At 64.0% G+C, this 21,670-nt stretch carries 19 protein-coding genes; 3 read left to right on the top strand and 16 right to left on the bottom strand.

Annotation, left to right across the window (positions count from 1 at the left end; genetic code table 11):
• Nucleotides 1–123: 123 nt before the first annotated feature.
• The 10 genes from FHS78_RS15270 to dusB all read right to left on the bottom strand — a co-directional run bounded on the left by FHS78_RS15270 (nucleotide 124) and on the right by dusB (nucleotide 12,679).
• The gene (locus FHS78_RS15270; RefSeq protein ID WP_167095238.1) at nucleotides 124–942 is read right to left on the bottom strand and encodes an inositol monophosphatase family protein; all 819 of its coding nucleotides are present in this window, start codon (nucleotides 940–942) and stop codon (nucleotides 124–126) included.
• A 2-nt stretch (nucleotides 943–944) separates the two neighbouring features.
• Nucleotides 945–2,378 (bottom strand): GTPase HflX, encoded by a 1,434-nt coding sequence (hflX, locus tag FHS78_RS15265; RefSeq protein WP_425500305.1) that lies wholly within the window; start codon nucleotides 2,376–2,378, stop codon nucleotides 945–947.
• Between the two features lie 9 nt (nucleotides 2,379–2,387).
• Nucleotides 2,388–2,636, bottom strand: a complete 249-nt coding sequence (hfq, locus tag FHS78_RS15260) for an RNA chaperone Hfq (protein ID WP_167095237.1) — start codon at nucleotides 2,634–2,636, stop codon at nucleotides 2,388–2,390.
• A 205-nt stretch (nucleotides 2,637–2,841) separates the two neighbouring features.
• Nucleotides 2,842–3,693, bottom strand: coding sequence for a D-amino-acid transaminase (locus FHS78_RS15255; RefSeq protein ID WP_167095236.1), 852 nt, complete (start codon nucleotides 3,691–3,693; stop codon nucleotides 2,842–2,844).
• A gap of 21 nt (nucleotides 3,694–3,714) precedes the next feature.
• On the bottom strand, nucleotides 3,715–5,091 hold the full coding sequence (gene trkA / locus FHS78_RS15250; RefSeq protein WP_167095235.1) for a Trk system potassium transporter TrkA: 1,377 nt from the start codon (nucleotides 5,089–5,091) through the stop codon (nucleotides 3,715–3,717).
• A 39-nt stretch (nucleotides 5,092–5,130) separates the two neighbouring features.
• Nucleotides 5,131–6,519, bottom strand: a complete 1,389-nt coding sequence (ntrX, locus tag FHS78_RS15245) for a nitrogen assimilation response regulator NtrX (RefSeq protein ID WP_167095234.1) — start codon at nucleotides 6,517–6,519, stop codon at nucleotides 5,131–5,133.
• The gene (locus FHS78_RS15240; RefSeq protein ID WP_167095233.1) at nucleotides 6,509–8,866 is read right to left on the bottom strand and encodes a sensor histidine kinase NtrY-like; all 2,358 of its coding nucleotides are present in this window, start codon (nucleotides 8,864–8,866) and stop codon (nucleotides 6,509–6,511) included. Before FHS78_RS15240 ends, ntrX begins: the two co-directional genes overlap by 11 nt.
• A gap of 162 nt (nucleotides 8,867–9,028) precedes the next feature.
• On the bottom strand, nucleotides 9,029–10,471 hold the full coding sequence (ntrC, locus tag FHS78_RS15235; RefSeq protein WP_167095232.1) for a nitrogen regulation protein NR(I): 1,443 nt from the start codon (nucleotides 10,469–10,471) through the stop codon (nucleotides 9,029–9,031).
• 49 nt (nucleotides 10,472–10,520) lie between these two features.
• The gene (locus FHS78_RS15230; protein WP_205305335.1) at nucleotides 10,521–11,660 is read right to left on the bottom strand and encodes a two-component system sensor histidine kinase NtrB; all 1,140 of its coding nucleotides are present in this window, start codon (nucleotides 11,658–11,660) and stop codon (nucleotides 10,521–10,523) included.
• Nucleotides 11,660–12,679, bottom strand: a complete 1,020-nt coding sequence (gene dusB, locus FHS78_RS15225; protein ID WP_205305334.1) for a tRNA dihydrouridine synthase DusB — start codon at nucleotides 12,677–12,679, stop codon at nucleotides 11,660–11,662. Before dusB ends, FHS78_RS15230 begins: the two co-directional genes overlap by 1 nt.
• 144 nt (nucleotides 12,680–12,823) lie before the next feature.
• On the opposite strand from dusB, the gene FHS78_RS15220 reads away from it, so the two are divergent.
• The 3 genes from FHS78_RS15220 to FHS78_RS15210 are packed head-to-tail and all read left to right on the top strand — an operon-like array spanning nucleotide 12,824 to nucleotide 14,992.
• Nucleotides 12,824–13,981 (top strand): bifunctional 2-C-methyl-D-erythritol 4-phosphate cytidylyltransferase/2-C-methyl-D-erythritol 2,4-cyclodiphosphate synthase, encoded by a 1,158-nt coding sequence (locus FHS78_RS15220; protein ID WP_205305333.1) that lies wholly within the window; start codon nucleotides 12,824–12,826, stop codon nucleotides 13,979–13,981.
• Between the two features lie 19 nt (nucleotides 13,982–14,000).
• Nucleotides 14,001–14,501, top strand: coding sequence for a phosphatidylglycerophosphatase A family protein (locus FHS78_RS15215; protein WP_167095230.1), 501 nt, complete (start codon nucleotides 14,001–14,003; stop codon nucleotides 14,499–14,501).
• Nucleotides 14,498–14,992 (top strand): CinA family protein, encoded by a 495-nt coding sequence (locus tag FHS78_RS15210; protein WP_167095229.1) that lies wholly within the window; start codon nucleotides 14,498–14,500, stop codon nucleotides 14,990–14,992. The genes FHS78_RS15215 and FHS78_RS15210 overlap by 4 nt, the downstream gene beginning before the upstream one ends.
• A gap of 121 nt (nucleotides 14,993–15,113) precedes the next feature.
• On the opposite strand, the gene FHS78_RS15205 is transcribed toward FHS78_RS15210, so the two are convergent.
• The 6 genes from FHS78_RS15205 to FHS78_RS15180 all read right to left on the bottom strand — a co-directional run bounded on the left by FHS78_RS15205 (nucleotide 15,114) and on the right by FHS78_RS15180 (nucleotide 21,669).
• A complete protein-coding gene (locus FHS78_RS15205) occupies nucleotides 15,114–15,587 on the bottom strand; it encodes a type II toxin-antitoxin system RatA family toxin (protein ID WP_167095228.1) in 474 nt (157 codons plus the stop codon).
• Nucleotides 15,588–15,595: 8 nt separating this feature from the next.
• Nucleotides 15,596–16,573, bottom strand: a complete 978-nt coding sequence (lipA, locus tag FHS78_RS15200) for a lipoyl synthase (RefSeq protein WP_167095227.1) — start codon at nucleotides 16,571–16,573, stop codon at nucleotides 15,596–15,598.
• 117 nt (nucleotides 16,574–16,690) lie between these two features.
• Nucleotides 16,691–17,437, bottom strand: coding sequence for a TerC family protein (locus FHS78_RS15195; RefSeq protein WP_167095226.1), 747 nt, complete (start codon nucleotides 17,435–17,437; stop codon nucleotides 16,691–16,693).
• Nucleotides 17,438–17,445: 8 nt separating this feature from the next.
• The gene (gene lpdA / locus FHS78_RS15190) at nucleotides 17,446–18,846 is read right to left on the bottom strand and encodes a dihydrolipoyl dehydrogenase (protein WP_167095225.1); all 1,401 of its coding nucleotides are present in this window, start codon (nucleotides 18,844–18,846) and stop codon (nucleotides 17,446–17,448) included.
• A gap of 12 nt (nucleotides 18,847–18,858) precedes the next feature.
• Entirely contained in the window at nucleotides 18,859–20,262 is a 1,404-nt protein-coding gene (locus FHS78_RS15185) for a pyruvate dehydrogenase complex dihydrolipoamide acetyltransferase (protein ID WP_167095224.1), read from the bottom strand.
• A gap of 12 nt (nucleotides 20,263–20,274) precedes the next feature.
• Nucleotides 20,275–21,669: a pyruvate dehydrogenase complex E1 component subunit beta gene (locus FHS78_RS15180; RefSeq protein ID WP_167095223.1), complete on the bottom strand. Its 1,395-nt coding sequence runs from the start codon at nucleotides 21,667–21,669 to the stop codon at nucleotides 20,275–20,277.
• Between the last annotated feature and the right edge of the window lies 1 nt (nucleotide 21,670).

The following is a 21,670-nucleotide window of genomic DNA, read 5'->3' as shown; positions in this document are numbered from 1 at the left end:
CGGCACACCGCTCAATTTCAGCTTGGACATCACGACCCTCCGTATGGCTCGAGCAATAGGTCCCGCGTGACGATTACGCGCACGGGAAATCCGGGCTGAGTTCCGGTGAGATAGAACAGAGTTCTAGCGAGAAAGAACAGAGGTTGCGATGAGCGCCCAGAGGTCTTCGCTCGCGGCGGCGAGATGGGGACCGCTTTCGCTCCGCGCATCGTAATCCACACCCGTATCGATGCGACGCATGACGCCACCGGCTTCCCGGAGCAGCAACGTCGTCGGCGCGTGGTCCCAGGGCATCATGCGGTGGTAGATCGCGAAATGCTCCACTCCACGCAGAATGTTCGTGTATTCCCAGGCAGAACAGACAACCGACACGCGCTTGCCGATATGCGGCGCGAGCGCGGCAATGCGCGTCTTCCACGGCTCGGGCATGTAATGATCGTTCAAGGCCCCCATCGCGCCGGACAATTCCGCCGGCGCGGGCGGCACATGGACGGAGCTGGATTGACCATCCGACACGAGCAGGGTGCCGCCGCCATGCTCGGCCATGAACATCTCGTCCGGCACGGGGAGGAAGACCCAGGCATGGGTGGTCACGCCCTTCTCCACCAGACCGATCATGACGCCGAAGGTTTCCTTGCCGGCGACGAAATTGCCGGTGCCGTCCACGGGGTCGACGGTCCAGAACGGAATATCGGATTTCACGATGTCCAGTAGCGCGCGGTCTTCGGCCACGGCCTCCTCGCCCAATACGCGAGAGCCGGGGAACAGTTTCTCAAGGCGCGGTGTCAGCCACGCCTCGGCATCGCGGTCGGCAACCGTGACGAGATCGTTCTTGGCCTTTTCCTGAATCTCGTGATCGGCCAGCGAGCGGAAGCGCGGCATGATTTCGCGTTCCGCGGCCTCGCGGATCAGAGCCGCCACATCCTCGAACAGATCGCTCATGCCTACTCCGCCGCCTCGGCCAGCAATTCGCCTGCGCGGCGCGCAATGTCGGGGAAATGTTTTTCAAAGCGCCCCATGGCGGCCGGCGCCAGACCGACCCTCAGCCGGATCGACCCGTCTTCCCGGTCCTCGCGCTCGCGCACATCGCTGTTGCGATAAAGCCATGCCAGCGCCTCGCCCTCGTCCGCGAGCAGGTCCACGGCGATGTAATGCGCATCGTCGGTGACGAGGTCGTCGATGCGCCGGAGGAGCGTTTCGACGCCCTCGCCGGTCAGCGCCGACATTGCGAGCGTGTCGGGATCGCGTTCGGCCATGTTGCGCAGCGCGTCGGCCTGTTCCGCGGGCAGGCGGTCGAGCTTGTTCAGCACTTCGAGAATGTGCTGATCGTTGGCGCTCATGGTCTCCGGCGTCACGCCGAGCGAGGCCAGAACCTTTTCGACGTCGGCCTTCTGGATCTCGGTTTCCTCATGCGAGGCATCGCGGACATGGATGATGAGCTGGGCTTCCAGCACTTCTTCCAGCGTGGCGCGGAAGGCGGCGACGAGATGCGTCGGCAGGTCGGAGATGAAACCCACCGTGTCGGACAGGATGACCTTGCGGCCCGAGGGCAGCTCGATCGAGCGCATGGTCGGGTCGAGCGTGGCGAAAAGGAGGTTCTCGGCGAAGACGCCCGCTTCCGTCACCCGGTTGAAGAGCGTGGACTTGCCCGCATTGGTGTAGCCGACCAGCGCCACCACGGGATAAGGCGCATCGCGGCGCGTCTTGCGGTGCAGTTCGCGGGTGCGCTTCACCGTTTCAAGCTGACGTTCCAGCTTGGTGATCCGCTCCTGAAGCATACGACGGTCGGCCTCGATCTGGGTTTCGCCGGGGCCGCCGACGAAGCCGAGGCCGCCGCGCTGACGCTCCAGATGGGTCCAGCTCCGCACGAGGCGGCTCTTCTGGTAGTTGAGGTGAGCCAGCTCGACCTGCAACGCGCCTTCGCGCGTATTGGCGCGCTCGCCGAAGATTTCGAGGATGAGGCCGGTGCGGTCGAGCACCTTCACCTTCCAGGCGCGTTCGAGATTGCGCTGCTGGACCGGCGTGAGCGCGTTGTCGACCACGACCAGCTCGACATCGAGCGCGGCGATCTCGCCCTTCAGTTCTTCGAGCTTGCCCTCGCCCACCAGCGTGGAGGGACGCACGGCCTGAAGCGAGACGACGGAGCGGCCGACGATATTCAGGTCGATGGCGTGGGCGAGCCCGACGGCTTCTTCAAGCTGCGTTTCCGCGGAACGGATCGGCACACCCTTGCGGCGCGCATCATGTTCGGCGGATTTCAGCCACGGCACCAGGACATAGGCGCGCGTGGGCTCGCTCCGCGTCACCTGAAAGGCGCGCTTGCCCGATTTCCCGCCATGATCGCGGTCGGTCCCGTCAGACTGTCCGTAGTCGCTCAACTAGCGCTCTCAGGCCTCTTCGCCGTCCTTGTCGCCTTCAAAAAGCTGGACGGGCTGGGCCGGCATAATGGTCGATATCGCATGCTTATACACGAGCTGCGAATGTCCGTCCCGACGCAACAACACACAAAAGTTGTCGAACCAGGTCACTACCCCCTGAAGTTTCACGCCATTGACCAGGAAAATGGTCAAGTTCGTTTTGTTCTTGCGAACGTGGTTGAGGAAAGTGTCCTGCAAGTTATGAGTTTTTTCGCTCATGGGTAAACCCCACTTTTCCATTCATCCGGCCGTCGCTGCACTGGCTCCGGCCTTATTAAAGAGGCGGTCCGGAACAGCCCGCCCTCATTAGACCCCGTATGTATAGTCTGGACGTTTCCCAAAATGCTGCAAGTGCGAAATAGCGTCTCGGCGGACGATTTAACAGAAAAGTGAACGAAATCGGCCGCTTTCCACCTGTTTTCGGTCAATTCAGCTCGGCCAGACGCCAATAGGCGGCCCGCAACCTGGCCCCGACGGGGCCGGGTTTGCCCTCTCCCACCGGTTTTCCGTCCAGACGGATGACGGGAATCACCGGCACGGAGGACGCACTGAGAAACATCTCGGCGGCCTTTGCGGCCTCTTCCACGGTGAAGGGGCGCTCGACCAGCTCGATACCCTCGGCCTTCGCCGCCTCGACCAGAACCTGCCGCGTGACGCCGTTCAGGATTTCGGGACCGAGCGGGCGCGTGACGAGCCGCCCCCCCGCATCGACGAGCCAGACATTGGTCGACGACCCTTCCGTGACGAAGCCCTCGCCGTCCACCAGCAGCGCCTCATAGGCGCCGGCCTCGCGCGCAGACTGCTTGGCCAGAATATTCGGCAGGAGCGACACCGATTTGATGTCGCGGCGCGCCCATCTCTCGTCGGGCCGCGTGACGACGGCAACGCCCGTCCGCGCCTTTTCCAGTTTCGCAGGGTCGCTCCGTTTCGCCGTTATCACGATGGAGGGGCGCAGGAAGTCCGGGAAAGCGTGATCGCGCGGCGCGACGCCCCGCGTCACCTGCAAATAGACGATGCCGTCGCGAACCCTGTTGCGGCGGATCGTCTCCCGCAGGAGGCAGTCCAGCGCCGCGCGCGCGACGGGCATGGGAATACGCAATTCAGCCAGGGAGCGCTCCAGCCTGTCCAGATGGCGGGTTTCGTCGATCAGCTTGCCGTCCCGAATGCCACAGACCTCGTAGACGCCGTCGGCGAACTGGAAACCGCGATCCTCGATATGCACCGCCGCTTCCCGGTGCGGGAGATAGCGGCCATTCACATATGCAATATGCGACAAGACTTCACTCCGCCCTTCGGATCAGAAAAATTCGAGACTGACGCGGAACATCTGCTCGACCTTTTTCACCTGGTCGAAACGGGCGAAGAGAACGACGCGATCTCCGGCCATGATCTCGGTCGTCCCGTCGGGAATGATGACCTCGCCGCTGCGCACGATGGCGCCGACAAGGATGCCGTCCGGCAGGTTGACCTCGCGCAGCGGCTTGCCGACCAGCGGCGAGGTGTCCAGCGCTTCGGCCTCGATGACCTCGGCGGCGCCGTCATGCACCGACTGAAGCCCGCGGATACGTCCGCGGCGCACATGCTGCAACACGCTGGAAACGGTGGTGGCGCGCGGGTTCATGAAGGCGTCGATGCCGAGCGAGCGCATGAGCGGCGTATAGGTGTGGTTGTTGATGAGGCTCATGGTGCGCCCCACCCCTTCGCGCTTGGCCAGCACGCAGGTGAGGATATTGGCCTGATCGTCATTGGTGAGCGTGACGATGGCTTCGGTGTCGGCGATGCCGGCTTCCTGCAACAGCTCTGGGTCCAGGCCGTCGCCGTTCAGCACGATGGTGCGCTTCAGATGGTCGGCGGCGTAGACCGCGCGGTCGCGCTGACGCTCGATCACCTTGACGCGGACGCCGGGATGGTTGCGTTCCAGCTCGAGCGCCACCGACAGGCCGATATTGCCCGCGCCGACGATGATGATGCGGCGGGCTTCCTGTTCCTCATGGCCGAAGATGCCGAGCGTGCGGCGGACATCGCGGATGTCGGCGGCGAAATAGACTTCGTCGTCAACGATCATCTGGTCTTCGCTGCGCGGCACGAAAAGCTTGCCGCCGCGCGAGATACCGACCACGCGGGAACGGAGATCGGGGAACAGCTCCGTCAACTGACGAAGCGGCGTATTGACGATGGGGCAGTCTTCTTCCAGCGTCACACCGACCACGGCGACCTTGCCTTCGGCGAAGTTCAGAATGTCGGACGCGCCCGGCAGAGAGAGGCGGCGCAGCACGGCGCGGCTGACCTCCAGTTCCGGCGAGATGATGACATCGATGGGCAGGTTGTCCTGCGAGAAGAGATCCTGAAAGCCCGGCTGGAGATAGCTCTGGGAGCGGATGCGGGCGATCTTGGTGGGAACGCGAAAGACGGAATGCCCCACCTGACAGGCGATCATGTTCACTTCGTCATGAAAGGTGACGGCGATCAGCATGTCGGCATCCGCCGCGCCGGCGCGGGCCAGCACATCCGGATGCGCGCCATGGCCGACGATCGCGCGGACATCCAGAGAATCCGAAATCTGCTGCACGAGTTGCGGCGACTGGTCGATCACAGTCACATCGTTCTGTTCCGCCGCGAGCTGCTTGGCGATGCCGAATCCGACCTGACCCGCACCGCAGACGATGACTTTCATTTTTCCGGCCTTTTAGTGGGCGCTGTATCTTGAGTTGTCTCAGGCTTCCTGCCTGTTCGATGTTGCCACACCCAGCGATTTCAGCTTCCGGTGCAGCGCCGACCGCTCCATACCGATAAAGGCGGCGGTACGCGAGATATTTCCCCCGAAACGGCTGATCTGCGCAATCAGATATTCGCGCTCGAAGGTTTCCCGCGCCTCGCGCAGGGGCAGCGCCATGATATGTTCGCCGCCCGTGCCGCTGACCGACATTTGCGAGGAGGAACTGACTTCCGCCGGCAGCATATCGGTCGAGATCACGGCATTGGAATCGCCGGAGGTGAGGATGAGCATGCGCTCCACATTGTTGCGCAACTGGCGGACATTGCCCGGCCAGTCATGCGACTGGAGTGCCGCCATCGCATCGTCGGAGACGCGGCGCGGCGGAAGGCCCGTCGCCTTGGACACCTGCGCCATGAAATATTCGACAAGAAACGGAATATCTTCCCGGCGGCTCGACAGCGAGGGCACATGGATCGGCACGACATTCAGCCTGTGGTAGAGGTCTTCGCGGAACCGGGCCTTGGCGATTTCCTCCGCGAGATCGCGGCTGGAGGAAGAGACGACGCGGACATCGACCTTCACACGCTGCGACCCGCCGACACGCTCGAAAGTCTGATCGACAAGCACGCGCAGGATCTTGCTCTGCGTCTCCAGCGGCATTTCGGCGACTTCGTCCAGAAAGAGCGTTCCGCCATGGGCCTGTTCGAAAACGCCGACCTTGCGCGGGCCCGAGGCGGAGGCCTCGGTGCCGAAAAGCTCTTCCTCCATGCGTTCAGGCGCCATATTGGCTGCGTTCAAGGCAACGAAGGCGTGGCCGGCGCGGCGCGAGCGCCCGTGCAGCAGCCGCGCGACGACTTCCTTGCCGGCGCCGGACGGCCCCGTAATCAGGACGCGGCTGTTGGTCGGCGCGACCTTGTCGATGGTCTGGCGAACCTGACCTATCGCGGGCGAGAAGCCGATCATGGTCATGTCGTCGCCGACGCGATTGCGCAGCTCGTCGTTTTCGCGGCGCAGGCGGTAGGCCTCGATGGCGCGCCGCACGATCAGGATGAGCCGGTCCGCCTTGAAGGGCTTTTCGACGAAATCATAAGCGCCTTTCTTGATCGCGGAGACGGCCGTTTCGACATTGCCGTGGCCGGAGATGATGACGACCGGCAGGTCCGGATGACGCTCGCGGATGATGTCGAGCAGTTCCAGCCCGTCGAGCCGCGACCCCTGCAACCAGATGTCCAGAATGACAAGACCGGGCAGCCGCGCCTCGATGGCGGCGAGCGCGCTGTCGCCGTCCCCCGCCATACGGGTCGTATATCCCTCGTCGTTCAATATGCCGGAAACGAGTTCCCGGATATCCGCTTCGTCATCGACAATCAGAATATCAGACGCCATTGACCGCCTCTTCCTTTACTTCTTCCCTGCCGGCCGCGTCGTCGGTGTTGTTTTCTCCGTCGGCCGATTTGCGCTGACGCGGGAAACGAAGCGTAATCCGCGCGCCGCTTTCCCATCCCTCGGCAGCCGGCGCATCGTCCAGCTCCAGCTGCCCGCCATGGTCTTCCATTACCTTGTTCACGATTGCGAGGCCGAGGCCGGTGCCCTTGGCCCGCGTCGTCATATAGGGCTCGGTCAGACGCCTCCTGTCCGTCTCGGGAAGGCCGCATCCTGAATCCGTCACCTGGATTACGATGTGTTCGGGCTCCGCGGACAGCACGACGTCGATGCGGCCGATCTGCTTTTTATCGGCTCCGCTTTCCGCCGCGCCGTCCTCGCCCTCTTCCTCGTCGTCCTCGGCATCGTGGCCGCGAATGGCTTCCGCCGCATTCTTCAGAATGTTGGTGAGGGCCTGGCTCACCAGACGTCCGTCGCATTCCAGCAGGGCCGAGGTCTCCGGCAGGTTGAGGGTGTAGTCGATGTCGGAATTGGCCACGCGCTGCAGGAAGACGGCCTGACGCAACACTTCGTTGAGGTCGACCGTCTTTATCATGGCCGAGGGCATGCGCGCGAAGGAGGAGAACTCGTCCACCATGCGGCCGATGTCGTTGACCTGACGGATGATCGTCGAGGTGCATTGCTCGAAGATTTCCGGGTCGGTGGTGATTTCCTTGCCGTATTTGCGCCGGATGCGCTCCGCCGACAATTGAATGGGGGTCAGCGGGTTCTTGATCTCATGGGCGATGCGGCGCGCCACATCCGCCCAGGCGGCGGTACGCTGGGCGTGGACCAGTTCGGTGATGTCGTCGAAGGTAAGGACGAAACCGCCCTGCCCGCTGCCGGTCATTTCGCGCGTCACGCGAATATTGAGGGTGCGTTCCTGACCGCTCTGGAGGAGGACGACCTGGCGATGCGCCGTGCGCTCGGGGTAAGCGCGCGCATCGGCGACGGCGCCGTACATTTCCGGCACGGCCACCATGATGTCGCGGCCGATCATCTCGTCCGCCGTCTTGCCGAAGAAGCGCAGCGCGGCGCGGTTGGCAAGGGTGATATGGCCTTCATTGTCGAGGCCGAGCACGCCCGCGCTGACGCCGGAGAGCACGGCCTCTGTGAACTGGCTGCGCTGGTCGAGCTGGTGGTTGGCGGCCACAAGCTCGGTACGCTGACCTTCGAGCTGGCTCGTCATGCGGTTGAAGGAGTTGGAAAGATCGTCGATCTCGTCGCCGGTGCCTTCCATCTCGACGCGGGTCGCCAGATCGCCCTCGCGCACGCGCTCGGAGGCCCGCACGAGGCGCGAAATGGGCTCCACGATGCGGTTCGCCGCCCAGAGGCCGAGCCAGATGGCGGCCAGCAACGTGATGAGCGCCACGGCGACATAGATGAGCGCGAAGGTAATCTGGAAGGTGAAGCGGCGCTTCTCCAGATCCTCATATTCGCTGACCGCCTCGCGCGACTGGGCCAGATGGCGCAGCACCTTGGCGTCCACGACGCGCGCGACATAGAGATAGGCGTCCTGATAGGCGTTGAGCTTCACCAGGGCGCGGATCTGGTTTTCGTCCTGCACGGTGATGAGCACCGCCTCGCCCTGATCGGCGCGGTTCATCTGCTCGCCGGTGGGCATGCCGATTTCCGGCGCCATGCCGGCCACCGCCTTGGCCAGGATGCGGCCGCCGGAATTGACCACATAGGCGGAGGGGAGCGAGCGCAGGACCGCCTGCGCGGCGACGAGCTTTTGCAGGCGCTGGGGATTGCCCGCGACATAGGGGGCCGCGCGGTCGAGGTCGGTCGCCATGGCCAGCACGTCGCCGCGCAGCACATGGTCGTGCTCGTTCATATAGGCTTCGGCGACCGACTGGGCGTTGGAAATGACGAGCTGCAAGCGGTCGGAGAACCAGCGGTCGAGGCCGCGATTGAGCGTCACGCCCGCGAAGACGGCCACGATGATGGCCGGCATCACCGCCACCAGGACGAACATCGTCACCAGCCGGGCATGCAGCTTCGCGCCCGCCGTGCCGCTGACGCGGGCCATGATGATGCGGATGATGCGCCAGCAGATGAGCGCGAACAGCAGCAGGACGATCGCCAGATTGGCGATCAGCAGGGTGATGATGAGGCCTTCGCTGGGCTTGAACGGGGTCAGCCCCGTCAGCAGCATATAGGTGAAGGCGCCGAGGACGATCGCCAGGATGACAAGCCCCACGGCGAACACGGTGGAAAAGCCGCGCCGCGCCATTATGCGCCACATCCGGCTCTCAACGGCCTTGAACCAGTCGGCCCCGACCTTGCCCGCATCGAATGTAGAGGTCATGTCACGTTCCCGCAGGCCGGTTTCCGACGGCGCCGATGCGCCGCGCCAGGTTCCGCTGTGCCTAATACGCCACGCACCCTGTGTGCCGCCGGACGATATTGTCTCGCCAATCGCGTCCGATCAACCACATTGTGGCTGTATTACATCACCATGACGTGAAGTTCACTTGATTCCGCGGATTACCTGTATGTCCAGCTCCCGGATCTTCTTGCGGAGCGTGTTGCGGTTGATGCCGAGAAGATGGGCGGCCTTGATCTGGTTGCCCCGCGTCGCGGCCAGAGACATGGAAAAGAGCGGCTTTTCGACCTCCAGCATGAGGCGCTCATAAAGGCCGGCCGGGGGCAATTCATCGCCATGGGCGGCAAAAAGCCGGCTCAGCGTGCGCTCGACCGCCGCCGAAAGCGGTTCGTCGGCGGGCGGCTGGGCCTCGGGCTTGCCGAATTCGGGCTCGGCCAGCTCCACCTCCAGAATATCGGCGCCGATGGTCTCCTCGGTATAGAGGGCCGCCAGACGCCGCACGAGGTTTTCCAGCTCGCGCACATTGCCCGGCCAGCGATAGCGCTTCAGGAGTTCCATGCCTTCCGCGTCGATCATCTTGGTCGCCAGGCCCTCCTGCTCGGCCAGGGCCAGGAAATGGCGGACGAGATCGGGGATATCCTCCGAACGCTCGCGCAGAGGGGGCAATCGAATGGGCACCACGTTCAGGCGGAAGAACAGGTCTTCGCGGAACAGGCCCTGATTGATGAGCTGGCGCAGGTCGCGGTTCGTCGCCGCGACGATGCGCACATCGGTCTTGATGGGGGTGCGGCCGCCGACGGTGGTGTATTCGCCCTGCTGAAGCACGCGCAGAAGACGGGTCTGGGCCTCCATCGGCATGTCGCCGATTTCGTCGAGGAAGAGCGTGCCGCCCTCGGCCTGCTCGAAGCGGCCCGTGGCGCGCTGGTTGGCGCCGGTAAAGGCGCCCTTTTCATGGCCGAAGAGTTCGCTCTCGATCAGCTCGCGGGGAATGGCGGCCATGTTCACGGCCACGAAGGGGCCCTTGCGGCGGCGGCCGTAATCGTGCAGCGCGCGGGCCACCAGCTCCTTGCCGGTGCCGGACTCGCCGGCGATCATGACCGTGAGGTCGGTCTGCATCAGGCGCGCCAGGACGCGGTAGATGTCCTGCATCGCAGGCGAACGGCCGATCAGCGGTATCTTTTCGCCGTCTTCTTCCTTGGAACGCGCCACCGCGGGTTCGCGCGGCTGCGTCATCGCCCTGTCCACCACGCGGATGAGTTCGTTGAGGTCGAAGGGCTTGGGCAGATATTCGTAAGCGCCCCGCTCGGCGGCGGTGATCGCCGTCTTGAGCGTGTTCTGCGCGCTCATGACCACAATCGGCAGTTCCGGACGCGCCCGCTTGATCCGGGGAATAAGGTCGAATGCGTTCTCGTCGGGCATCACAACGTCGGTGATGATGAGATCGCCGTCTCCCTGATTGACCCAGCGCCAGAGCGTCGAGGCATTGCCGGTGGAGCGAACCTCGTACCCAACCCGGCCAAGAGCCTGGTTCAGCACGGTGCGGATCGCTGCATCGTCGTCGGCCAGAAGAATGGTTCCACTCGGCATAATATACTCCGTTTACGGAACGCTTTTTTAAAGCGCTTGTTGAAATGCCTTACGGCATCCCCTCCTCGTCGTGTTCGATAGCGGCGGGAACGCCTCCCGAATGCATCGGCATCAAAACGCGGAAGAGCGCGCCATGCGGCTGGTTCTCGCATTCGATGATGCCGCCATGATCGCCGACGATCTTGGCGACCAGAGCAAGCCCGAGCCCCGTTCCCGAGGACTTGGTCGTCACGAAGGGATCGAACAGATGTTCCACCAGATCGTCGGGAACGCCCGATCCGTTGTCGATCACGCAAATTTCAAGCGGCAGGCTCACCCGGTCGCGGCTGCCCGGCATGGAAAGGCGCACGCCGGGGCGATAGGCCGTGGTCAGCGTGATTTCGCCGTCGGCGCGGTCGATCGCCTCGGCGGCGTTCTTCACGAGATTCAGGAAAACCTGGATGAGCTGGTCCTTGTCGCCCAGAACCGGCGGCAGCGAGGGATCGTATTCCTCGGCGATCTTCACATTGCTGGCAAAGCCGGTCTGCGCGAGCTGCTTCACATGGCCGAGCACGAGATGGATATTCACCGGCTCGCGCGGCACGGGACGCTCGTCGGAGAAGACTTCCATCCGGTCGACGAGTTTGCAGATGCGGTCCGTCTCGTCGCAGATAAGGCGCGTCAGCGCCTTGTCGTCGGCGGTGCCCGAAATTTCCAAAAGCTGGGCCGCGCCGCGAATGCCCGACAACGGGTTCTTGATCTCATGCGCCAGAATGGCCGCCATGCCCGTGACAGAGCGCGCCGCGCCGCGATGGGTCAACTGCCGGTCCATCTTCTGCGCCATGGTGCGAACCTGAAGCAGCAACAGACAGTGCCCCGGATACTCGACCATGGGCGAGACCTGAATGTCGACCTGACGCTCGCCGAAGCGCGGGCTCGAAATTTCCACGCCGTATTCATTGACCGACACGCCCCGGTCCAGAACCTGTTCGATCAGCGAGAGAACCGGGCTGCCGAAGGCGATGATCTCGTCGAGCCGGTGCCCTTCGAGCAGGGCCGAGCTGGAGGCGAAGAATTCCTGCGCGCTGTCGTTCACATATTCGATGTGCTGGTTGCTATCGATCAGGATGACCGGATGCGGCATCGCCTTGAGAATGACCGCGGCCTCGGGCGGCATGCTCGACGAGGGGGACTTGACGGCCTGAGACATTACGCAGCCTCCCGCTTGGCGACCGGTTCGGCTTCGGCCGCGAACTCGTAAAAGCGAGCCAGCTCGCCCAACACTTCCTCGGGATCGTCCATGCGCACGATGCGGCGGCGCAGCGCCATGGCTTCCTCCGGGAAGGCGCGGGACGCCGCTTCGAGGTACCAGACGAGATGCTTGCGCGCGAGACGCGCGCCATGCGCGCCCTCATAGTGCTCCAGCATGTCGCGATAATGGGAGAGGACGATCCCGCCCTGCTCGGCCCAACCGGGATCGGGCAGTTTTTCGCCCGTCTCCAGATAATGGCCGGCTTGACGCAGGAACCAGGGACGGCCCTGCGCGCCCCGCCCGACCATCACGCCGTCGGCGCCGCTTGCCGCCAGGATCGCCTTCGCGTCCTCGCAGGTCAGCACGTCGCCATTGGCGATGACGGGCACCGTGACGGCCTTCTTGACCTCGGCGATGAAATTCCAGTCCGCGCGGCCCTTGTAGAACTGGCAGCGCGTCCGCCCGTGCACGGTCAGCATCCGGACGCCCGCGGCCTCGGCCCCGCGGGCCAGCTCCGGCGCGTTGCGGCTGCTGTCGTCCCAGCCCGTCCGCATCTTCAGGGTGACGGGGACCGAGACCGCATTGACCGTCGCTTCCACCAGCGTCAGCGCATGGTCCAGATCGCGCATCAGGGCGGAGCCGGACAAGCCGCTCGTGACCTGTTTGGCGGGACAGCCCATGTTAATATCGATAATGTCTGCGCCGGCCGCTTCGGCCATTCTGGCGCCTTCGGCCATCCAATGCGCCTCGCGGCCCGCCAACTGAATAACAAGGGGAGAGAACTCGCCCGCGCCACTTGCCCGCCGCACGACATCCGGCCTTTCCTGCACGAGCTGATCGCTGGCGACCATCTCGGAAACGACCAGCCCGGCGCCGCAGCGCGCCGCGACGCGACGGAACGGCAAATCGGTGATACCGGCCATTGGCGCCAGAAGGACACGCGACGAGAGACTATGAGACGCAATCTCTATGTTCAAAATTTAGGCACCAAGTTTGACTGCACATTTTTTTGACAAGCTACCCTTGCGAGGGCATTTCGGCAAGAAAATTCGCGATATTTGCCGAAATCATGAGCAGTTTTCCACACCTGCCTCCAACAGGGCACGATTTGAGGGTGGATTATGAAGATTGTCGCTCTCATCGTGGCCGCCGGCCGGGGCAGCCGGGCCGGGCCGGGCGCGCCCAAGCAGTTTCGCGATCTGGGCGGCGAGCCGGTGTTGCGGCACACGCTGCGTCGCTTTGCAGGGCACCCGGGGGTCGAGGCTGTGCTGACCGTCATCCATCCGGACGACCGGGACGCCTTCGAGGAGGCCGCTGCCGGGCTTTCCGGCCTCCTCCCGCCCGTTACGGGGGGCGACACGCGGCAGGCCTCCGTGCTGCGCGGGCTGGAGGCGCTGGAGAGCGAGGCGCCCGATGCCGTGCTCATTCACGACGGCGCGCGCCCTTTCGTTTCCGCGCGGCTGATCGACGATACGATCGAGGCGCTTCAGACGCATCGCGGCGCGATGCCCGGCCTGCCGGTCGCCGACACGCTGCGCCGCTCGCATGACGGGCTTGCAGGCGATGCCGTTCCGCGCGACGGCCTGTGGCGCGCGCAGACGCCGCAGGCGTTTCACTACCCTTCCATCCTTGCCGCGCATCGCGCCGCCCGCGACGGAGGTAATGCATCCTATACGGACGATGTGGCCGTGGCGGCGGCCGCCGGGATCGACGTCGCGGTGGTGCCGGGCGATGAAGACAATTTCAAGATCACAAGCGCGGAGGATCTGATGCGGGCAAGCAGCACGATTGCCGGGACGGGCGAATATCGCACCGGCCAGGGCTTCGACGTGCATCGCTTCGGCCCCGGCGATCATGTGATGCTGTGCGGGGTGAAGGTGGCGCACAGCCAGGGCCTTCTGGGACATTCCGATGCCGATGCCGGGTTGCACGCCATTACCGACGCCATTCTGGGCGCCATCGCGCAGGGCGATATCGGCCGGCATTTTCCGCCCTCCGACCCCCAATGGAAGGGGGCGTCGTCGGATCTCTTTCTCGCTCACGCGGCCAGGCTCGCCGATGAGGCGGGCGCGACGGTTACGCATGTGGACCTGACGCTCATTTGCGAGAAGCCGAAGATCGGACCCCATGCGGACGCCATGCGCGAGCGCATATCGGACATCTTGCGGATCGGGCCGGAACGGGTCAGCGTGAAGGCGACGACGACGGAAGGGCTCGGATTTACCGGGCGCGGAGAAGGCATCGCCGCGCAGGCCGTTGCCACGCTTCGTTTCCGCTGACGAGGACGAGGGACCGCTTATGGTGCAACTGACCAGCCCGCCCCGGGGACTTTCCTTCAGCCATCCGGTGGTGCTGATCTCCACTTGGTTCGGCAGCGGCCTTCTGCCCAAGGCGCCCGGCACATGGGGATCGGTGGCGGCGATGCCCTTCGCCCTGCTGATCTGGTGGCTCGGCGGCGCGCTCTGGCTGGCGCTCGCGGGCGTCGCGCTGTTCGCGGTGGGGATATGGAGCTCGCAGCGATATACGCTGGCGCTCGGACGCGACGACCCGTCCGAAGTCGTGGTGGACGAGGTCGCGGCGCTCTGGCTGGTGCTGTCGGCACTGCCGGTGACGCCGTTCAACTGGTTTGCCGGATTTCTGCTCTTCCGCATTTTCGACATCGTGAAACCCTGGCCGATAAGCTGGGCGGACGGTCGCATCAAGGGCGGAATCGGCATTATGCTCGACGACATGATCGCGGCCTTCTATGCCGTGCTTTTATTCGTCGCCATCGACATTGCCATTGCGAGCCTGACATGAGCCTGTTTCCCACGCGCCTTCTTCATCTTGCGGAATTGCTGGTCGGGGATCTGAAGGATGCGGGCCTGAAACTCGTAACGGCGGAATCCTGTACGGGCGGGCTTATCGCCGGACTGCTGACGGAGGTGGCGGGCTCTTCCGCCGTGGTGGAGCGCGGGTTCGTCGTCTATTCCAACGAGGCCAAGCGCGAAATGCTCGACGTGCCGGGCGACCTGATCGCCGATTTCGGCGCGGTGAGCGAGCCTGTGGCCCGCGCCATGGCGGAAGGCGCGCTCAACAACAGCCGGGCGCATATCGCGATTTCCGTCACGGGCATTGCAGGCCCCGGCGGCGGCACGCCGATGAAGCCGGTCGGCCTCGTTCATTTCGGCGCGGCGCGGATGAACCGGCGGCTGGAGCATGAGATGGAACGGTACGGCGATATCGGGCGCGGCGAGGTTCGGCTGAACAGCATCGAGACGGCGCTCAATCTCGTCCGGCGGATGATGTGAGGGGTGGCATATAACGTCATTGCGAGCGTCCGTCTGGGCGCGCGGCAATCCAGAGCCGCGGACTCAGCACTGGATTGCTGGGTCAAGCCCGGCAATGACGGGAAATCCGATGTGAACGGCGTTAACTTTCAGCCGTGTTCCCGTAAAGTTCGTCCGCGCGCTGAAGGAAGGCGCCCATCATCTTCGTCAATGCCCGGTCGAAGAACTCGCCGATCAGGCGTTCAAGCATGCGGCTCTTGAACTCGAAGTCGATTTCGAAATGCACGCGCGAGGCGCCGCCCTCCAGCTCCTCGAAGCGCCATCTGTTCATCAGGTGCTTGAAGGGGCCCTTGATATAGCCGACATCGATGGCGAGATTGCGCGGGTCCAGCAGGACGCGACTGGTGAACTGTTCGCGCAGGAGCTTGTAGGAGACGATGAGATCGGCCACGACGATCTCGCCGCCCGGCATTTCGGCGCCGGCGGGCTCGCGCTTGCGGATGCGCGCGGCATTGCACCAGGGCAGAAAATCCGGGTAGCTGGCGATGTCCGCCACCAGCGCATACATATCGCGCGCGCTGTAAGGCACGTCCCTGCTCTGCTCATGCGCGGGCATGGATAGCCTCAGGCCCCTTTGGCGGCGACCGCCGCATTGCGCGCGTCGCGCAGCTTCGCGAAGTCCTCGTCGGCGTGATAGGAGGAGCGCGTCAGCGGGCTCGACGACACCAGCAGGAAGCCCTTGGTGCGCGCGATCGTCTCGTAGGATTTGAACTCGTCCGGCGTGACGAAGCGGTCCACCGCCGCATGCTTGCGCGAGGGCTGGAGATACTGGCCGATGGTGAGGAAGTCGATATTGGCCGAGCGCATGTCGTCCATCACCTGAAGCACTTCCTCGCGCCCCTCGCCCAGCCCGACCATGATGCCGGACTTGGTGAAGATCGTCGGGTCGAGTTCCTTCACGCGCTGCAAGAGGCGCAGCGAATGGAAATAGCGCGCGCCGGGGCGGATCTTCAGATAGAGCCGCGGCACGGTTTCCAGATTGTGGTTGAAGACATCGGGGCGCGCTTCCACCACGCGCTCCAGCGCGCCGTCCTTGCGCAGGAAATCCGGCGTCAGGATTTCGACGGTGGTGCCGGGCGAATATTCGCGGATGCGCTCGATCACGTCGACGAAATGCTGAGCGCCGCCATCGGCCAGGTCGTCGCGGTCCACCGAGGTGATGACGACATGGCGCAGGCCGAGCTTGGCAACCGCTTCGGCGACATGCTCGGGCTCTTTGGTATCGACGGGGGCCGGCAGGCCGGTCTTCACGTTGCAGAAGGAGCAGGCGCGGGTGCAGGTGTCGCCCAGGATCATCATGGTGGCGTGCTTCTTGGTCCAGCACTCGCCGATATTGGGGCAGCCGGCTTCCTCGCACACCGTGACGAGCTCGTGCTCCTTCACGATCTTCTTCGTTTCGCGATAGACGGGCGAGCCGGGCGCCTTCACGCGGATCCATTCCGGTTTACGCAGGATGGGCGTATCCGGGCGATGGGCCTTTTCCGGGTGGCGCGGGCGCGGCTTCGCGGCCGCTTCGCTCGTCTTGTCTACGATCGTGACCATAATCTCCGCCATTGCTGAGGTGGTTGGCACATGGATAGACGTTCTGGGGGATTGAAGCAAATCGCGCGTGAATCCCGATTCAATTCAAGCCGGCGCGCCGGGGCGGTCGCCAGGCTGCTAGCGTTCCGGCGCCTCCCCCGCCCGCGCGGCCCGGCGGCGCGAGGCCCAGAGGTTGAGCGCTTCCACACCGACCGAAAAGGCGACCGCGAAGTAGAGATAGCCCTTGGGGATATGGAAATGCAGGCCGTCGGCGATGAGCGACACGCCGATCAGGATGAGGAAGCTCAAGGCCAGCATCTTGACCGTGGGGTGCGCTTCCACGAAGGCGCTGACCGGCTCGGCGGCGAAGATCATGACGATGACGGCGATTACCACGGCGGTCGCCATGATCTCGAAATGATCGGACATGCCGACGGCGGTCATGACGCTGTCGAAGGAGAAGACGATGTCGATGACGGCGATCTGAAGCACGACCATGGCCAGCATGCTTTTCGTCGTCTTCGCCACGCCGAGATCCTCTTCCGGATCGCCCTCGACGGATTCGTGAATTTCGAGGGTGGATTTGGCCAGCAGGAAGAGGCCGCCGCCCAGCAGCAACAGGTCGCGCCAGGAAACGGCGAAATCCTCCAGCACGAAAACGGGGTCGGTGAGCGTGACGACCCATGCGGCGGATGCCAAGAGGCCGAGCCGCGTGACCACGGCGGCGATGAGCCCGAGCCGGCGCCCGAGCTTTTGCTGGTGCACGGGCAGGCGCCCGGCCACGATCGACAGGAAGATCAGATTGTCGACGCCGAGAACGACCTCGAGCACCGTCAGCGTTGCAAGACTTGCCCAGGCGTCGGGCGACAACAAAATGTCGAACATGTCAGCCGTCAGATGTGGAGTGCTTTCTGATACGCATCGAGCACGGACTCATGCATCATCTCCGACAATGTGGGGTGTGGGAAGATGGTGTGCATCAATTCGGCTTCCGTCGTCTCCAGATTTTTGGCCACCGTATAGCCCTGAATGAGCTCTGTCACCTCCGCGCCGATCATGTGGGCGCCGAGAAGTTCGCCGGTCTTCTCGTCGAAAATGGTCTTGATGAGCCCCTGATCCTCGCCGAGCGCGATGGCCTTGCCGTTGCCGGTGAAGGGGAAACGGCCGACCTTGACCTTGTGTCCCTGCTCGGTCGCCTGCGCCTCGGTGAGGCCGACGCTGGCGATCTGCGGCGCGGAATAGGTGCAACCTGGCACCTTTTTCGTGTCGAGCGGATGGAGACCCTTCACGCCCGCCATATGTTCCACGGCGATGACGCCTTCATGCATGGCCTTGTGCGCAAGCCAGGGCGCGCCGACGAGATCGCCGATGGCATAGACGCCCTTGACGCCGGTGCGCAGCCATTCGTCCACGACGACATGGCCCTTCTCCACCTTGATGCCGGCTTCTTCCAGACCGATGTCCTCCACATTGCCGTCGATGCCGACGGCGGAGATAACGCGCTCGACCTCGATGGTTTCGGACTTGCCTTGCGCGTTGGCGATGGTCGCCTTGACGCTGTCCTTCTGCTTGTCGAGCTTTTCAACCTTCGCGCCGGTCATGATCTTCATGCCGCGCTTCTTGAAGGCGCGGGCGGCCATCTTAGAAATTTCCTCGTCTTCCACCGGCAGGATGCGGTCCATGACCTCGACGACCGTGACCTCGCATCCGAAGGCGCGATAGAAGCTTGCGAATTCGATGCCGATGGCGCCGGAACCGATCACGAGTAGCGATTTCGGCATGGCCTCGGGTACCATGGCCTCGCGATAGGTCCAGACGAGCTTGCCGTCGGGTTCGAGGCCGGGGAGCGTGCGCGCGCGGGCGCCGGTGGCGAGGATGATGTTCTTCGCCGTCAGCGTCTGTTTGCCGTCCTTGCCGTCGACGGCGATCTTGCCCTCGCCCGCCAGCGCGCCGGTGCCCTCGATGACGTCGATCTTGTTCTTCTTCATCAGGAAGCCGACGCCCCGGGAGAGCCGTTCCGAAACGTCGCGGCTGCGCTTGACGACGGCGGCGGCGTCATAGGTGGGTTTTTCGACCTTGAGGCCGAATTCCTGCGCCCGCTCGATGAGGTCGTAAACCTCCGCCGAGCGCAGCAGCGCCTTTGTCGGGATGCAGCCCCAGTTGAGGCAGATGCCGCCCAGCTTGTCGCGCTCGACGATGGCCGTCTTCATGCCCAGTTGCGCGGCGCGCACCGCGGCGACATAGCCGCCGGGGCCGGAACCGAGGATAACGAGGTCGTAGTTTTTCTCACTCATGGGGCCGCCTCCTCACAGCAACATGCGGGCGGGGAATTCCACGAAGCCCTTGAAGGCGTCGAGGAAGCGGGCGCCGAGCGCCCCGTCGATGGCGCGATGGTCGCAGGACATGGTGACGGTCATGACGGTCGCCACCTCGATCTTGCCGTCCACGACCACGGTGCGTTCCTCGCCCGCGCCGACGGCCAGAATGGCGGCCTGGGGCGGGTTGATGACGGCGGTGAAATGCTTGATGCCGAACATGCCGAGATTGGAAATCGAAAAGGATCCGCCCTCGAATTCCGACGGCTTCAGCTTCTTGTCGCGCGCCCGGCTGGCGAGTTCCTTCGCCTCGGTGGCGATTTGCGCGAGCCCCTTCCCTTCGGCGGCGCGCAGAATGGGCGTGATGAGCCCGCCCTCCAGTGCGACGGCAATGCCGATGTCCGAATGCTTGTGCCTCAGCAGGGCGTCGCCCGCATAGGACACATTCGCTTCCGGCACCTTCTTAAGCGCCAGCGCCGCGGCGCGAATGAGGAAGTCGTTCACCGACAGCTTGACGCCGCTATCGGCCAACTCGTCGTTGAGTTCCTTCCGGACACGGAGGAGTTCGTCCAGTCTGCAGTCCACCGTCAGGTAGAAATGCGGAATTTCCTGCATGGACTGGGTGAGGCGACGCGCGATGGTCTTGCGCATACTGTCGAGCGGCACTTCCTCGTAAGAGCCTTCCTCGTAAAAGGCGCGGGCATCGATGCTCTGAGCGGGTGCCGGGGCCTGCCCTGCCCCGCGCGGCGCGGCGGCGCCGGGTTTGGCGCCCTCCACATCGGCGCGGACGATACGGCCATGCGGACCGGTGCCTTTCAGCCCCTTGAGGTCGACACCCTTTTGCGAGGCGATGCGACGGGCAAGCGGGCTCGCGAAAATGCGCTCGCCGCTTTCATCGGTCGGCGCGGGCGGGGCCTTACCGCCGGGATCGGGCTGCTTCTGCGCAGGCTCCTTCCCGGATGCCTGTTCTTTCGGGGCGGATTTGCTTTCGCTTTCCGACTTCGCGGGAGAGGGTTTGCTGCCGCCCTCCTCCTTCTTTTCGGCCTTGCCGCTTTCTTCCGATCCGTCTTCTTTCGATCCGGCGGCGGTATTGCCGCTGGTCAGCGGCGAGTCCTTGGAGGGGTCGTAGCCTTCGAGGTCGTCGTCGCTCTCGCCCTCCTGCAGGAGGACGGCGATGGGCTTGTTGACCGCGACGCCTTCCGTACCTTCATCGACGAGGATCTTGCCGACCGTGCCTTCATCGGCGGCTTCCACCTCCATGGTGGCCTTGTCGGTTTCGATCTCGGCGATCACGTCGCCTGAATTGACGGCATCGCCTTTCTTGACGTGCCATTTGGTGAGCGTGCCTTCTTCCATCGTCGGCGAGAGGGCGGGCATCAGAACCGGTGTCGGCATGTTTCCCTCCCCTCAGCGATAGCAGACGGTTTTCACCGCCTCTATCACTTCATCCGCACTCGGAAGCGCGAGCTTTTCCAGATTGGCCGCGTAGGGCATGGGCACATCCTTTTGCGTGACGCGAAGGATGGGCGCGTCGAGATAGTCGAACGCCTTTGCCTGCACCTGCGCGGCGATTTCCGCACCGACGCCGCAATGCGGCCAGGTCTCGTCCACCGTCACGACCCGGTTCGTCTTTTTGACGGACTCGATCACCGTGTCGATGTCGAGCGGGCGAATGGTGCGCAGGTCGATCAGCTCCGCGTCGATGCCCTCTTCTTCCAGCTTCGCCATCGCATCGAGGCAGTAAGTAATGCCATGGCTGTAGGAGACGAGCGTCACGTCGGAGCCTTGCTTCATCACCCGCGCCTTGCCGATGGGCAGCGTGTAGTCGTCGAGCTGCGGCACGTCGAAGCTCTTGCCGTAGAGCACTTCATTTTCGAGGAAGATGATCGGGTTCGGATCGCGGATGGCGGCCTTCAGAAGCCCCTTCGCATCCGCCGCCGAATAGGGCGCGATGACGATGAGGCCGGGGATATGCGAATACCAGGACGCATAATCCTGACTGTGCTGCGCGCCGACGCGCGCCGCCGGACCGTTCGGACCGCGGAACACGATGGGACAGGACATCTGCCCGCCCGACATGTAGCGCGTCTTCGCCGCCGAGTTGATGAGGTGGTCCATGGCCTGCATGGCGAAGTTGAAGGTCATGAACTCGACAATGGGACGAAGCCCGGCCATGGCCGCGCCGACGCCGAGCCCGGCGAAACCGTGTTCCGTGATCGGCGTGTCCACCACGCGCCTGTCGCCGAATTCGGCGAGAAGGCCCTGCGTGACCTTGTAGGCGCCCTCATATTGCGCCACTTCCTCGCCCATGACGAAGACGCGCTCGTCGCGGCGCATCTCCTCGGCCATGGCGTCGCGCAGCGCTTCGCGGACGGTCTGCTCCTCGAATTCGGTTCCTTCAGGAAGCTCCGGATCGGATGCGACCTTCACCGCGGGCGGCGCGGGCGCTTTTTCATCTTCCCCGGAGGTCTCTTCTTCATCCGCGTCCTCATCCGCGTCTTCGGCGGGTTGCGGCGCGGACGCCTCCGGCTTTTCCTCGCTTACGCTGTCGGTGTCTTCCCCCTCGCCGGCCAGAAGCGCGATCACTTCGTTGACCTTCACATTCTCGGTGCCTTCGGGCACGACGATCTTTGCGACCGTGCCGTCATCGGCGGCCTCGACTTCCATCGTCGCCTTGTCGGTTTCGATTTCGGCGATCACATCGCCGGAGCTGATCGTGTCGCCCTCCTTCACATGCCATTTGGCAAGGGTGCCTTCCTCCATGGTGGGAGAGAGCGCGGGCATTGTTACCTTGATCGACATT

Source organism: Parvibaculum indicum (assembly GCF_011762095.1).
GTDB lineage: Bacteria > Pseudomonadota > Alphaproteobacteria > Parvibaculales > Parvibaculaceae > Parvibaculum > Parvibaculum indicum.
This window is presented reverse-complemented; position numbering and strand designations above follow the sequence as displayed.

What these genes read in the sequence shown, in the direction of transcription:
- FHS78_RS15220 (WP_205305333.1), top strand. Translation starts at nt 12,824, where the DNA reads ATGAAGATTGTCGCTCTCATCGTGGCCGCCGGCCGGGGCAGCCGGGCC.
- ntrX (WP_167095234.1), bottom strand. Translation starts at nt 6,519, where the DNA reads ATGGCGTCTGATATTCTGATTGTCGATGACGAAGCGGATATCCGGGAA.
- FHS78_RS15185 (WP_167095224.1), bottom strand. Translation starts at nt 20,262, where the DNA reads ATGCCGACACCGGTTCTGATGCCCGCCCTCTCGCCGACGATGGAAGAA.
- lipA (WP_167095227.1), bottom strand. Translation starts at nt 16,573, where the DNA reads ATGGTCACGATCGTAGACAAGACGAGCGAAGCGGCCGCGAAGCCGCGC.
- FHS78_RS15180 (WP_167095223.1), bottom strand. Translation starts at nt 21,669, where the DNA reads ATGTCGATCAAGGTAACAATGCCCGCGCTCTCTCCCACCATGGAGGAA.
- FHS78_RS15270 (WP_167095238.1), bottom strand. Translation starts at nt 942, where the DNA reads ATGAGCGATCTGTTCGAGGATGTGGCGGCTCTGATCCGCGAGGCCGCG.
- ntrC (WP_167095232.1), bottom strand. Translation starts at nt 10,471, where the DNA reads ATGCCGAGTGGAACCATTCTTCTGGCCGACGACGATGCAGCGATCCGC.
- lpdA (WP_167095225.1), bottom strand. Translation starts at nt 18,846, where the DNA reads ATGAGTGAGAAAAACTACGACCTCGTTATCCTCGGTTCCGGCCCCGGC.
- FHS78_RS15205 (WP_167095228.1), bottom strand. Translation starts at nt 15,587, where the DNA reads ATGCCCGCGCATGAGCAGAGCAGGGACGTGCCTTACAGCGCGCGCGAT.
- FHS78_RS15215 (WP_167095230.1), top strand. Translation starts at nt 14,001, where the DNA reads ATGGTGCAACTGACCAGCCCGCCCCGGGGACTTTCCTTCAGCCATCCG.
- FHS78_RS15210 (WP_167095229.1), top strand. Translation starts at nt 14,498, where the DNA reads ATGAGCCTGTTTCCCACGCGCCTTCTTCATCTTGCGGAATTGCTGGTC.
- trkA (WP_167095235.1), bottom strand. Translation starts at nt 5,091, where the DNA reads ATGAAAGTCATCGTCTGCGGTGCGGGTCAGGTCGGATTCGGCATCGCC.
- FHS78_RS15240 (WP_167095233.1), bottom strand. Translation starts at nt 8,866, where the DNA reads ATGACCTCTACATTCGATGCGGGCAAGGTCGGGGCCGACTGGTTCAAG.
- FHS78_RS15195 (WP_167095226.1), bottom strand. Translation starts at nt 17,437, where the DNA reads ATGTTCGACATTTTGTTGTCGCCCGACGCCTGGGCAAGTCTTGCAACG.
- hfq (WP_167095237.1), bottom strand. Translation starts at nt 2,636, where the DNA reads ATGAGCGAAAAAACTCATAACTTGCAGGACACTTTCCTCAACCACGTT.
- FHS78_RS15230 (WP_205305335.1), bottom strand. Translation starts at nt 11,660, where the DNA reads ATGTCTCAGGCCGTCAAGTCCCCCTCGTCGAGCATGCCGCCCGAGGCC.